The organism is Faecalimonas hominis (assembly GCF_054660755.1).
On sequence record NZ_BAAHSH010000067.1, the window covers coordinates 17,702 to 31,652 of the forward strand.

Annotated in this window: 14 protein-coding genes; all 14 read right to left on the reverse strand. The window is 33.6% G+C overall.

What is annotated here, in order from left to right; translation table 11 throughout:
- Positions 1–10 precede the first annotated feature (10 nt).
- On the reverse strand, positions 11–1,105 hold the full coding sequence (locus tag ACYQ35_RS10940; RefSeq protein WP_459833485.1) for a DegT/DnrJ/EryC1/StrS family aminotransferase: 1,095 nt from the start codon (positions 1,103–1,105) through the stop codon (positions 11–13).
- Positions 1,092–1,550 carry a sugar 3,4-ketoisomerase gene (locus ACYQ35_RS10945; RefSeq protein WP_459833488.1) on the reverse strand — a complete coding sequence of 153 codons (459 nt, stop codon included), beginning with the start codon at positions 1,548–1,550 and terminating at the stop codon, positions 1,092–1,094. The genes ACYQ35_RS10940 and ACYQ35_RS10945 overlap by 14 nt, the downstream gene beginning before the upstream one ends.
- Positions 1,550–2,464 carry a glycosyltransferase gene (locus tag ACYQ35_RS10950; RefSeq protein ID WP_009460468.1) on the reverse strand — a complete coding sequence of 305 codons (915 nt, stop codon included), beginning with the start codon at positions 2,462–2,464 and terminating at the stop codon, positions 1,550–1,552. Before ACYQ35_RS10950 ends, ACYQ35_RS10945 begins: the two co-directional genes overlap by 1 nt.
- Before the next feature lie 21 nt (positions 2,465–2,485).
- Positions 2,486–3,364 (reverse strand): glucose-1-phosphate thymidylyltransferase RfbA, encoded by an 879-nt coding sequence (rfbA, locus tag ACYQ35_RS10955; RefSeq protein ID WP_009460467.1) that lies wholly within the window; start codon positions 3,362–3,364, stop codon positions 2,486–2,488.
- Positions 3,365–3,393: 29 nt separating this feature from the next.
- Positions 3,394–4,476, reverse strand: coding sequence for a dTDP-glucose 4,6-dehydratase (gene rfbB, locus ACYQ35_RS10960; RefSeq protein ID WP_009460466.1), 1,083 nt, complete (start codon positions 4,474–4,476; stop codon positions 3,394–3,396).
- A gap of 11 nt (positions 4,477–4,487) precedes the next feature.
- Complete coding sequence (locus ACYQ35_RS10965; RefSeq protein WP_009460465.1) at positions 4,488–5,045, reverse strand: P-loop NTPase family protein; 558 nt, start codon at positions 5,043–5,045, stop codon at positions 4,488–4,490.
- 2 nt (positions 5,046–5,047) lie between these two features.
- Positions 5,048–5,683: a YveK family protein gene (locus tag ACYQ35_RS10970; protein WP_459833495.1), complete on the reverse strand. Its 636-nt coding sequence runs from the start codon at positions 5,681–5,683 to the stop codon at positions 5,048–5,050.
- Positions 5,668–6,516, reverse strand: coding sequence for a hypothetical protein (locus tag ACYQ35_RS10975; RefSeq protein ID WP_459833498.1), 849 nt, complete (start codon positions 6,514–6,516; stop codon positions 5,668–5,670). Before ACYQ35_RS10975 ends, ACYQ35_RS10970 begins: the two co-directional genes overlap by 16 nt.
- 449 nt (positions 6,517–6,965) lie before the next feature.
- Positions 6,966–8,054 (reverse strand): glycosyltransferase family 4 protein, encoded by a 1,089-nt coding sequence (locus ACYQ35_RS10980; RefSeq protein WP_459833501.1) that lies wholly within the window; start codon positions 8,052–8,054, stop codon positions 6,966–6,968.
- Between the two features lie 13 nt (positions 8,055–8,067).
- Positions 8,068–9,126: a glycosyltransferase family 2 protein gene (locus ACYQ35_RS10985; protein WP_459833505.1), complete on the reverse strand. Its 1,059-nt coding sequence runs from the start codon at positions 9,124–9,126 to the stop codon at positions 8,068–8,070.
- Positions 9,126–10,235, reverse strand: coding sequence for a glycosyltransferase family 2 protein (locus ACYQ35_RS10990; protein ID WP_459833508.1), 1,110 nt, complete (start codon positions 10,233–10,235; stop codon positions 9,126–9,128). The genes ACYQ35_RS10985 and ACYQ35_RS10990 overlap by 1 nt, the downstream gene beginning before the upstream one ends.
- Positions 10,232–11,248 carry an acyltransferase family protein gene (locus ACYQ35_RS10995; RefSeq protein WP_172618735.1) on the reverse strand — a complete coding sequence of 339 codons (1,017 nt, stop codon included), beginning with the start codon at positions 11,246–11,248 and terminating at the stop codon, positions 10,232–10,234. The genes ACYQ35_RS10990 and ACYQ35_RS10995 overlap by 4 nt, the downstream gene beginning before the upstream one ends.
- A gap of 19 nt (positions 11,249–11,267) precedes the next feature.
- Positions 11,268–12,368: a UDP-galactopyranose mutase gene (glf, locus tag ACYQ35_RS11000; RefSeq protein ID WP_459833512.1), complete on the reverse strand. Its 1,101-nt coding sequence runs from the start codon at positions 12,366–12,368 to the stop codon at positions 11,268–11,270.
- Complete coding sequence (locus tag ACYQ35_RS11005) at positions 12,368–13,765, reverse strand: sugar transferase (protein ID WP_459833517.1); 1,398 nt, start codon at positions 13,763–13,765, stop codon at positions 12,368–12,370. Before ACYQ35_RS11005 ends, glf begins: the two co-directional genes overlap by 1 nt.
- Positions 13,766–13,951: the final 186 nt, after the last annotated feature.

Here is a 13,951-nt window from a genome sequence, read left to right on the forward strand (position 1 = left end):
ATCCCTCTATTTATTTCCATGCATTTAAACATGAAATGATATGGTCTACTTCTTCGTCCTTTAATCCATAGAACATAGGCAAACTGATTTGTTCATTTGAAATTTTTTCCGCAATCGGATAATCTCCCTGCTTATGTCCCAAATCTTCGTATGCTTTTTGTAAATGAATCGGAATCGGATAATGAATCATTGTTCCGATATTATTTTCGGAAAGATACTCTATTAATTCTTCTCTTCTCTCTGAACGAATTGCAAAAATATGCCATACGGGTACATTCTCTTCCTTCACCGTTGGAAGTACAATATTTGGATTTTTAATTTCATTTAGGTAACAGTCTGCAATTTTTCTTCTTCTTTCATTCCATTTATCTAAATGCCCCAATTTTACATTTAAAAATCCTGCCTGCATCTCGTCTAATCTTGAATTAGTGCCTTTATAAATATGATTGTATTTTTTCTCTGAACCATAATTTCCAATTGCACGTACTTTTTTGGCAAGTTCTTCATCGTTTGTTGTAATCGCTCCTGCATCTCCCAAAGCGCCTAAATTTTTACCCGGATAAAAACTAAATCCTGCTGCATCTCCCAAATTTCCGGCTTTTTTTCCTTTATACTCTGCTCCGTGTGCCTGTGCTGCATCTTCAATTACTTTTAAATTATGTTTTTTAGCAATTTCTAAAATACCGTCCATATCACATGTCTGCCCATATAAATGAACTGCTATAATGGCTTTTGTTCTCTCTGTAATTTTCTCTTCTATAAGATCTGGATTAATTGTATATGTCTCAATATCCGGTTCTACAAAAACTAATTTTGCTCCCACATATGTCACTGCCAATGCTGTAGCAATAAATGTATTTGAAGGTACAATAACTTCGTCTCCTTCTCCTATATCATAGGCTTGAAGAATCATTCGCAATGCTTCCAAACCATTTCCTACACCTATACAATATTTTGCTCCACAATATTGAGCAAATTTTTTGTTAAATGTTTCCTCTTGTTCTCCCTGGATAAACCAGTTTTTATCGAACACCTGCTGAAACATTTCTCCCATTTCATTTTTTAATTCTTTGTGCATAATATGAAAATCATTAAATGGTATCATGTGCTTTTCTTCCTCCTTCAAAATACGCTTCTGCCATATGGCAGTATTCATTATAATCTCTTATATAATCCGCTTCATCATAATGCTTTGATGCCAATACAAGCAACACCGCATCATCAGAAAAATCATACATTTCCCGCCAAACCATCGGACCTATATATAACCCTTGATTGACTTTATTCAAAACAACATATTCTTCTTCATATGGAGTGTTGACTTTGATTGTTACACTGCCATGTAAACAAATAAGTACCTGTTCCAAATCATTGTGTGAGTGATAGCCTCTTGTTTCATTCTTTGGAACGTCGGTAATATAATATAACCGATTTACTACAAACGGAATATCTTCTCCAACTTCAATTGGTACTAAATGTCCCATATATTTTGTACTGTTCTTTGTGTTTATAATATCTTTAAATTCAATTATTTTTGTATTAGAAACCATTATTTTCGCCTCTGTGCCTTACAAATACCGTCAACACGTTTATACTGCCAATATAAAAACTGGTCAAAGTATTTTATTGTTACACACAATTTTTCTGTTACCGATTTTGTATTCTTTCTTTCATAATTATATAAAAATAATCTTCTGCTCCTTCGGTCACACTCTTCTATGTGTGGCAAAAGCACATATTTCTTTATTTTTTCCAAATCTGCGCAAATTGCCGGACTCTGTTTTCCACTTGAAACACCGTCAAATAAGTAAATTGTAACATATCTATCCATAAAGACTATTTTTATATGGTTCCGAACCAGTTTAAACATAAATGGGTAATCTTCAATAAGTCGCATTCTTTCATCGTATTTTCCCACTTTGTCATAAACATCTTTTTTATAAAATGTTGCCGGAGCACAAAAACAATTCTCATTAAACATTTTTCGATAAATCTTATCTCTATTTCCTTCCTTTAATAATTTAATAAGATGTTTCTCCGGTAAACATGTTGTTCTTTGAGGATTAGAAAGTGAAATTCCTTTCATTTTTCCTGTAACAACTTCTGCGTCCTTTTTCAAAAACTCATCTACTATTTCTTTAATAATTTCTTTTGAAGCATAATAATCGCCACAACCTAAAAAGCCAATAATATCTCCTGTTGCCAATTCTAATGCGCCATTAATATTTTTTACTGTCCCTTCATTTTGAGCATGATGTTTTAAAATAATTTTTTTATTTTCTGCCTCTGCTTTCTTTTGGAAAGGTAAAAACATATCTTCCTGATAGTTTTCCGAACCATCATCACTAATTATAATTTCTATATTCTGATAAGTCTGCTCAAGAATTGCTTCAACTGTTTTGTTCAAACCACTAAAATCTTTATATGTTAAAACAATAATTGTTACAAGTAAATCCTGTTTCATCTTTTTTCCTCTTTACTTCTCTTAATGTCCTTTGGAAAGTTCCAGCAAATATTCTCCGTACGGCGTATTAGGCAATTCTAATGCCAGTTTTTCTAACTGTTTGCTGTCAATAAATCCTCTCTTATATGCAATTTCCTCAATACATGACACATATAAGCCTTGTCTTTTTTGGAAAGTCGCAACAAAGTTTGCTGCTTCCAACAATCCGTCCGGCGTTCCCGTATCAAGCCACGCAAAACCTCTTCCAAGTAACTCTACTTTCAACTTTCCTCGCTTCAAATATTCGTTGTTTACACTCGTAATTTCTTTTTCTCCTCTTGCTGAAGGTTGTACATTCTTGGCAATCTCCACAACATCATTATCATAGAAGTATAATCCCGGCACGGCATAATTTGTTTTTGGGTTTTCCGGTTTTTCTTCAATTGACAATACGTTTAGTTCATCATCAAACTCCACAACTCCATATGCGCTTGGTTCTTTAACATAATATCCGAAAATAGTTGCCCCTTCTTCTCTCGCTGTAGCATTCTTCAATACATCTGACAAACTTTGTCCGTAAAAAATATTATCACCTAAAATTAATGCTACGTCATCATCTCCAATAAAATCTTCTCCAATGATAAAAGCCTCCGCCAAACCATTCGGCTGCTCCTGAACAGCATAAGAAAGTTCAATTCCCATTTTATGTCCGTCACCCAATAAATTTCTAAATCCGTCAATATCTTTTGGTGTGGAAATAATTAAAATTTCCCGAATGTCTGCCAATAATAAAATAGATAACGGATAATAAATCATCGGTTTATCATATATAGGAACAATTTGTTTTGAAATCACTTTTGTTATAGGATACAATCTACTGCCTGTTCCTCCTGCAAGAATAATTCCTTTTCTTTTTTTCATCTTTTCATCTCCAATTCTTCTGAAATATATTATTGATTTCCATACATTTCTTTGTAGTATTGCTGATAAGAACCGCTTGTGACGTTTTTCATCCAGTCTTCATGCTCCAAATACCACTGAATTGTCTTTTTAATACCCACTTCAAATTTTGTTTCAGGTGTCCAGCCCACTTCTTTTTCTATTTTATCCGGTGCAATTGCATAACGTCTGTCATGCCCTTTTCTATCTGTTACATAAGTAATGAGTGACTCTGAAATATTTTTTCTTCTCTCGTCATTTTCCGGCAAAAGTTCTAATAATGTATCTAAAATAATGTGTATAATTTCAATGTTTTGTTTTTCGTTATGTCCGCCAATGTTATATGTCTCATATAATCTGCCCTTTTCCTGAACAGCATCAATTCCTCTGACATGATCTTCTACAAATAACCAATCTCTCACATTTTTCCCATCACCGTATACCGGAAGTTTTTCTCCTTTCAATGCATTATTAATCACAAGTGGAATCAGTTTTTCAGGAAACTGATATGGTCCGTAATTATTACTGCAGTTTGTAATATTTGCAGGGAAACGATATGTGTCCATATACGCTTTTACTAAGAAATCTGATGATGCTTTACTAGCAGAGTAAGGACTGTGTGGATCATATGGCGTTGTTTCGTAAAAATATTCATCACTATTTTCCAGAGAACCATATACTTCATCTGTAGACACATGAAGGAATTTTTTATCTTCTTTATAAACACCGTCATCAATTTCCCATGCTTTTTTTGCGGCGTTTAATAATACTAAAGTTCCAAGCACATTTGTCTTAATAAAAACTTCCGGTTCTTTAATGCTTCTGTCCACATGGCTTTCTGCTGCAAAATGAACTACTCTGTCAATTTCATTTTCTGCAAATATTTTTTCAATTGAATCTCTGTCACAAATATCTGCTCTTACAAATTGATAGTTTGGAAGATTTTCTACCTCTGACAAATTTTCCAAGTTTCCTGCATAAGTTAACTTGTCCACATTAATAACTTTAATGTTTTCCCCATAAGTTTTTAACATATAGTGAATATAGTTTGAGCCGATAAACCCTGCTCCGCCTGTTACTAAATATGTTCTCATTTTGCTCCTCCTTACATTCTAAGCCATTTCTTCTTCTCGTGATACTCGTTCAAAACAATCCCCGCCAAACGGATATTTAATGTTTTCAACTGATGTACCATTTTTCCTACTTCTTCTCCATTTTCGCAATCTTTCGCAACAACAATGAAGTTGTTTTCGCAAACGCTTGCAATCTTCTTTGCGATACTATTTTCTTCCATACTCATCATATCCATAATGATATAATCATATTCTTTTTTGTACTCTTCAACCAGCTGTACAAATTTTTCACTATATACGATTTCTTCTAAATGGAGAGTATCCTTTAATACAACACTTTTCACCGAGCCTGATACATTCTCTGCTTTTTTTAATTCTTTTTCTAAAAAATTCTTTGTTTCCTCGCCACTTTCTTTTTGGAAAGACAGATATACAACTTTCTTACCTGCTTTTAACAGATTTTCTACAAGTTGACGTGCCACAAAAGTTTTTCCTGTCTTTCTTGATAAACTGGTAATTCCCCAAACTTTAGATTCAGATAATAAAACAATTTCTCTTAAGTTCTCAATATCAACCATTGCTCTTCCCATAACTATCTCCTTCTTACTGTAGTCAGACATTCAAGTTCCATATAATACTGCACATCTTCTTCTGTTCGGATTTTTTTATCCGATACAAACCAGATAAATAACCCTAATGCTGCTAAAATTGCACCGACAATAAATCCTAAAGCAATTTTCATAATGCTAATTCCACCTTCATTGCTTGTACTTACCTTTTTCAATGTTTCTACACTAATACTGTCATCTTTGTATTTTTCCTGCATCCATTTTTCAGATGCTTTCACATAACGATTTAATAATTCTTCATCTTGTTCTACATTTTGTGCCTGCATTGTAAGTGTATAACAACTTGATTCTACTTCTGTTGTAATGCTACTTAAAAGCGCTTTTTCTTCTTTTGAAAATTCATTTGAATCTAATAATGTGTTTCCACTTATTAAACCTTTATACGCATCAAAATAAACACTTCTTTTCGTTTCAAGTGTTTCTTTCTGCTCTGTATCCAAGTCATACACTAAATAAACACTTTGTGTTACTGACGCCTCTGATTTTCCTTTCAAAACAGCACCCATTGCCCCAGCAACAATAATTCCCGCCAAAATAATCACCCAAATGTTTAAAATATACATTTTACATAATTTTCCAAAACTTAAATCTCGTTCCATTCTTTTTTCCTCCATCGTTCATATTGTTCCATTGCCATTATCCATATAAATATCGGTATGCATGAAAAGAGTATTTCTCCCTTTATCTCAAAGACAACACAAAGTAACAATACCCACAAATACATTGTTTTGTCTGCTGAGTTCATTCTTTTCTTAAACATGCTTAGACCGAGTGGTATATAAAAACTCAAATATCTCAATAACGCAAATCCTAAACCACCAAATAATAGCGACCGCATAATCCCTGCATCTGTTGACATATAATATCCGGTCAAAGTTGTGTACATTCCATCTCCAAACAAAATTGTTTTTATTTCAGGAACAAAAAGCATCTGCTCTATCAACACATTAGATGACTCGGTTTCAAATTTTCCTATTTTTGCAAAAGTAACAAACAAATCAAACGCCCAGTTAAACCATGTTTTAATGGTTTCATTTCTACTTTGCAAAACAAAAAGTGCAATACAGCCCATCAATCCTGCTACAATTACGCCGACTAAAATCTTCGGACGTTTTTTCATAAGTCTGATGAACAGTACAACCAGCACGCAACCGCCAAATAGTGAACCTACCCTTCCATAAAACAAAGTTCCTACTAATAGAAATAATGAAATTCCCACATTCATCCAAATTCGTTTTTGTTTTATTCTCGTTTCAATAAGATAACTGTTAAATATAATAGCCAGCACACATTTGAATGTATATTCAAAACCTGAAAATCCGCCCCAGCCGTATCTTGTTTTATATCTTGCATCCATAGCCATTAATTTAGAATGATCACTTTCTTTTATCAACTGATAAAAAATATCTTTTATACTTGGAAAAAGCATCATAATAATTGTACTGCAGATGTATAAACAACAGGAATATATGAAATACTTCATAAACGTTTCTTTTGTTGCTTCCGGGATATTTTTAATAATTACAAGTACTATAAATAGCATTCGTATTAGGATTTTTATCATGCCTAATATCGAGTCTGTCAGATAAGTAAAATCCCCCGTATTATAAATAACCGGTATAATTAGACTTAAACAGATTAACAAGACTATCCCTGATACGCAAATCAACGCCTCTGAATGTGCAATAGACGAAACTATTTTCTTCAGATAGTTCAAATTCAATGCAATATACGCAAGAGGAATAACGTAAGCCCATATATATAATACTATACTCCCTTTTGTCGTAATAAAAGGAAAAAAGTGATATGCACATAATAGTAATATCCAAAGTTTAAACTCACCTTTTTCCCAAAACAAACTTTTCACCTATTCACCTTCTTTTATAACTCTTCTATTAATCGTTTCCATTGTTTCATAATCTCTTTCTCAGAAAATTTTGATAAATTTTCTTCTGCCTTCTCCGCCATATTTTTCCTTAACGAAGTATCACAAATCAACTTTTCTATTGTTTCTGCCATTTTTTCTCTATCATATGGCGGAACAAGAATACCATCAACTTTATCCCGGATAATTTCTTTTGGTCCGCTTATAATATCGAAACTAACACACGGCAAATGATTCGCCTTTGCTTCCAGTAAAACTAATGGTAACCCCTCTCTATAAGAAGTTAAAACAAATATTCCCGCCTGTCCATAAATTGACGAAACATCTGATACTTCTCCTTTCAGAATAACCTGCTTGTCCAACTTTTCTTTTTTTATTTGTTGCTCTATCTCAAAAAATGTATCTCCATTTCCATAAATGTACCATTTCCAGTCTTCGTGCTTTCCCAACACCTTTCTCGCAACTTCCACTAAAATATCATATCCCTTTTCTTTACTGAATCTTCCAACGGATAAAATAATTTTGGAATCAGAATTATATTCTGAACAGTTATTCAATACCTCTTCTGTTATGCTGTTATAAATAAAATCCACCTTTTTATCAGATAACCTGAATTTTTCTTTATAATCTTCCGCGTTTTGTTTCGTCAGCGTAATTACTTTTTTAGAAAAAATGGAAGTCATATAACGTACCATTGTAATCTTCTTTTCATGCCATCTGCTTAATAAAGCTTCATGGTCGCAAAAAACATTTTTACACTTCAGACCAAATGTCATCAAAATTACCGAAAGCGAAACCTGAAATCCCATTAAAAATAAAATATCAATCTCTTTTTCTTTAATCAATTTTCTTAATTTTTTTCTTCCTTTTATGAGAACTTCTCTTCCTCTGCAATCTTCTTCCGTTAAATATTCTAATCCTTTTATTTCAGAATTAAGAATATATTTTGTTTTTTCTCCACTTTTTACCAGAGATACTATATAAACTTCGTAATCTTTACTTAGTTTATTTGCCAAACCAACCAGTACCTGATTGATTCCGCCTAAAATACTCATATCCCATGAAATAAACATTATTCTCTTCATCAGATATTCTCCATTATTTCAATTTATCAAATGCTGTTTTTGATTTTGTCTGCATTGCATATATCATTTTTCCTAACAACAGATTCATCAATGCAACTTTACTTTTAAATACTAAATTACATACCTTTTCCTGCTTAGAGTTTCCTTTTGCATTTTGACACGCTTCTTTTGAATGTGTATCTTTTAGTAATTTTTTCACACGGTCAAACTGCTCTTTAAAACTATAATTGCCTGCCGGTGAACAATTTCTTACAATACCGGCAACAGCATGCTTAATATATATATTAGCAACCTGCTCTTTACAATTTTCTTCATAGACACCATTTTTTTCAAGCAGATTTTTCATACAATCGAATCTTAAGTTCATAATTTGAAGAAAATCCGGTAAAAATTTCTGTGTCAGCGCATCTTTTGATGCCTTTACATAGTGGTATCCCGTACAACATACAACGGATAACGTAGAAATTTCATTCCAAAATTCTGTATTGAAAATAAAATCCTCAATTAATACCTGTTTTGAGAAAACAAGTTTCTTCCTCTCTATAATCTCTCTTCTGTATAGTTTGTTCCATGTATATGCAAACATTTTTGCCGTATCAATATAGGCGGCTCTGGAAATAACTTCCGCTTTTTTATTCCAATAGCCCGGCTGTGTCTTTACTTCTCTACTGATATTAACCTGTTTTCTATTTTCTTCCATTGTATCGTGTTTATAACCGGATACGATTAAATCTGCCCCTTTACCTTCCCGAAACATTCTCTCAAAGGTATCTTCTTCTACCCAGTCATCTGCGTCAACAAATCCGACATATTCTCCAGTTGCAATTTCCAACGCAGAATTTCTGGCAGCACTTAACCCTTCATTTTTATCTTTTTTAATTAAACGAATTCTGTTATCTCCTTCTGCCAGTTTCTCCAAAACCTTTCTTGTGGAATCTTTACTTCCATCATCAACCGCTATAATTTCAATGTCCTTTAAACTCTGTTTTGAAATACTTCCTATACAATTTTCAACTACTTTTTCCGCATTATATGCAGGAACAATTACACTTACTGCAATTCTATTCTCCATTATCTTCCCACCTTTAATTTGGTAAATAATTTTGTATTTTTCGTCTTCACATAAGTGATTGTTTTTGCCTCTAAATAAGTGAGGAAAGTACAGTGCCACTTAATCGGCAATAACAATATTTTCATATAAAGAGAACGTGGTTTTGCCAATTTACCCATCTCATTAATTCTCGGATTCTGCAGCATTTTTTTGATTTCTTTTTTCTTTTCTTTTGCTGTCATCTCACATTTCGGGTTTGTAATATTTTCCACGCAGCCAACAAAACGTTCCATATAACGTCTTGCAATCATTTCCATGCTTTCCGGTCCCCCAACTTTCCATTCTTTGTAAAGATTTACCATCCAGCCATGCTCTTCCTCTCGTTTTTCATACATTCCCGGTCTGTATGCCGCTGTCTCCGATTCTGTTCTCGCTCTGAGGAAATGGTAATACTGTTTAGCAGTTACCGTAACTCTCTCCACATTTCTTACCACACTTACGTTAAACGGAAAATCGTCCCAAAACGTTGTTGGAAAACGTAAATTATTTTCCATAACATATTTTGCCTCAAACAATTTGTTCCATGGCGTATATAAAAGATTTTTGTCAAATAGTTTGTACGCATTTCTGCGGAAAGTTTCTTTATTCGGATAAACCGCGTCTTCCACCACATAATTGTCGGTCATAAATTGACCATCTCCAATAAACGTATCAATATAAAATCCTGCCACAACAAGTTGTGCATTGTCACGTTTTGCAAGATTATACATATCCTCTAACATGGTAGGCTCTGCCCAGTCGTCTGAATCAAGGAAATAGAAATATTCTCCTTTTGCCATTTCAATCGCCATGTTTCTGGCACTTGGAGCACCACCGTTTTCTTTATGAATCACACGGATTCTGTGATCCTTCTCTGCATAAGCATCACAGATTTCTCCACTTTTATCAGGAGTTCCGTCATCTACAATTAAAAATTCCCAATCTTTTAATGTCTGTGCCTGAATACTTTCAATGGCTTTTCCCACATATTCTTCTACCTTATATACAGGCATAATGATACTTACTTTAATATTATTTTCCATCTTTTCTACTTGTATAGTTACTGACCAGTTACTATACTCCCCTTTCATCGTTTACTTTTTTGTTTTCCACAATATACATTTCTTAATAATGTTATTTTATGTACCACATAAATCATGGCAATAGACCAAATCACTTTACATGCAAATACAACTACCAGTCCCGTCGGATAAGAAAATTTCCCACTCAATACGGACCATGGAAATGTATTTAATTCAACTAAGTGAAAACATAATACAATCAAAGAATTTTTTCCATATAAACTTAATAATTCTGCGATTTTTCCACATTTTTTCTCAAGAAATTTTGAAAACTTCAAAATCAGAAACGTTGCGCTAACGGCTCCTATCACATCTAGAAATCCTCCTCCATAATTGTTTCCAACCATATAAAGTTTTCCACTGTATATAACCGCTATACCCCAAAATATTGCAGATAAACAAAATACTTGTTTGTTATTCCCATATATTTGTAACATGTTTTTCTGTTTTATAAAATATCCTATCTGAATAAAGAAAATTGCACTTAATCCCGCCTGTACACTCATTGGTAACCATACTATTTTCGCAGTAAAATAACCTATTATAGAAAGTACAGTTCCCCATACATATAGATTTTTGCTTTTTAAAAGGAAATGAAAAATAACATCTGCCCAAAACATTGCCAGCAAAAACCAAATTGCCCCAATTATCCTAAAGTTCCACTTTAAAAAATGTGTAAAGGTTCCGCTTCCATAAAGAGCAGCCAGAATCCATGACTTTGCATTTTCTAAAATTCCTGTCATTCCAATCCCTTGTCGCAATTGAAATAATGTAGAAAATGCAATAACAAAAATACATGTCATTATATATGGTAATATTAATGTCTTCACCTTCGTTATAATATATTTACTGTCACTAATTTCTTTTTTCTTGAAAAAATATCCGTTAATCAAAAAGAATAACGGCATATGGAAACTAAAAATAAAATCTCCCATTTTTGCCGGAATTGACATATGACCTAAAACAACTGCTAACATTCCAATTCCTTTTGCAATATCAAATGATTTTTCTCTCTGGTTCATGCCCACTTTCATCTTGTCCTTACGCTAACTCTTTTTCCACTAACTGAAATGCAGATTCAATTACCTTGTCCATATCATAATACTTATATTCTGCCAAACGGCCACCTAAAATCAAGTTGCTTTCTTTATCTGCCTTTGCTCTGTATTTCTGATACAATTCCTGATTCTTCTCATCATTAATCGGATAATACGGCTCCATTCCCTCTTTCCAGTCTGCCGGATATTCTTTAGTAATGACCGTCTTGTCCTGTGTACCATATTCAAAATGTTTATGCTCAATCACGCGGGTATACAGTGTTTCTCTATCCGTATAGTTTACAACCGCCACCCCTTGATGGTTCTCTTCATTTAATACTTCTGATTCAAAATGAAGGCTTCTGTATTCCAATTTCCCATAGCAGAAATCATAGAGGGAATCCAAAGTTCCCGTATAAAGCACCTTTTCTCCTAAAGCGCTGTATTTTTCTCTATTCTCATTGTAATCTACACCAAGTTCTACATCGCAGCCTTCAAACAATGCATTGATTAAAACATTGTAACCACCAATAGGAATACCCTGATATAAATCATTAAAATAATTATTGTCATAAGTATATCTGACCGGTAACCTTTTAATGATAAATGACGGAAGATCTTTACAATCTCTCCCCCATTGTTTCTCAGTGTATCCCTTAATTAATTTCTTATAAATATCTTCTCCGACCAAGCTGATCGCCTGCTCTTCAAGGTTTTGTGGCTCTCCGCTGATTACTGCACGCTGTCTGTCAATAATCTCTTTCGCTTCCTTCGGTGTGGCCACACCCCACATTTTGCTGAATGTGTTCATATTGAATGGCATATTATAAATTTCACCTTTATAATTTGCAATCGGAGAATTTGTATAACGGTTAAATTCAACCAATGAATTTACAAAATCCCACACTTGGCGGTTACTTGTATGGAAGATGTGCGCCCCATATTTATGCACATGGATTCCTTCCACGTCTTCACAATAAATATTTCCACCTAATGTTTCTCTTTTTTCCACTACTAAACATTTTTTACCCTGCTTACGCGCAAAATAAGCAAATGTTCCCGCAAATAATCCTCCGCCTACAATGACATAATCATATTTCTTCATTATTCATACTCCTTTTCATCGCTCTCTACCGCATGGAAAACGTATTCCGGTCCTCCGCCATTTGTCTTAAATGCTTCCGTACTGTCAGATTTCAACAGTACAATAAATGTCTGGAAAATCAACTGTATATCTTTCCAAATGTTAAACTGCTCTATATACATCATGTCCATAATAAGTTTATCTTTCGGAGTTGTATTATATTTTCCTGCAATCTGTGCATATCCTGTCAAACCTGCTTTTACACGAAGACGATATCTAAACTCCGGAAGTTGTTTTTCATACTCATTTACATTTTCCAACATTTCAGGACGCGGTCCCACAAAACTCATATCCCCTTTTAGTATGTTGAGCAACTGAGGAAGTTCGTCCATACGGATTTTTCTTAAAATCTTTCCCGGTTTTGTAATTCTGTCGTCATCATCTGTCACCGAACGATTTTCCACATTTTCTTTCATTGTACGGAACTTGTACACTTCAAATACCCTTCCGTTCAGCGTCGCACGTTTCTGTTTAAAGAAAATAGAACCTCCGTCATATGCTTTGATTGCAATTGCACTCACAATCCAAATCGGTGAAGTCAGAATTCCAAGTACGATGGCAAGTCCCATATCAAGAAGTTTTTTTGCAATTCTCTGTTCCATCGTCCAAGCCTTAACGTTTGCATTTAAAACAGAAACGTCGTCAAGCAAGTAATACTTAGCATTCATCTCCACAATATCTTCTATTTCCGGATTGAAATAAATATGGGTCTTCTTCTTATAACAATACCGTATAATTTCACTTCTCTCCACAACAGGAACATCTTGAATAAACACAGTATCCGCTTTATCTATTGTTTCCCATATTTTTTTATCCTTGTAATCTAAAACATAATCAATTTTATACTGTTTCCTAAAACGTGAAATAGCCCTTGTAATACAGTCCAAACTTTCCTGTGAAGACGTAATGATACAGCAACTGTCCGGTTCGTGTATCTTAAAAAACAGTGCATTTCCCGCATACGCAAAAATAACAATAACAATAAGTTGTACGATATATGCTATTATTAATGCCCCTATACTGCTTAATCTAAACGCAGTAATGCTGGGTGTAATCGTATTCATAATCATTAATTGTAAATATACTACTAAATCAGTAAAAAACGTTGCCAAACTAATAGAATATATGATCGGTTTGCTCTTTCTTCGCCCTACATCATACATTCCGTAAATTCTCAAAAACAAGATACCTACTATAGCAAATGTCGTCATTGTAATTCCCATTGTTCTTGACAATCGAATCAACGATGGATTTTCTTCTGACAAAATCAATATAAATACACCCAACAATGACAAATATAAAATCGCTTTAATAACAAGCCACATTGTGGCCTCGAATTTTCTTATCCAATAACTCATGTTTCCACCACCTATTACAATATCACACCTCATTATAAACGATAGTCCAATATTCCGCAAGGTTTCTTTCCTTAATTATATCTTATTTTGTAATATTTTTGTAACATTTTTTCTCATCACTTTTTCAGATATAATAAAGTTATTCCCCATTTTCCTATCTTTTTTATAAAAAGGGGCTGTTGCAAA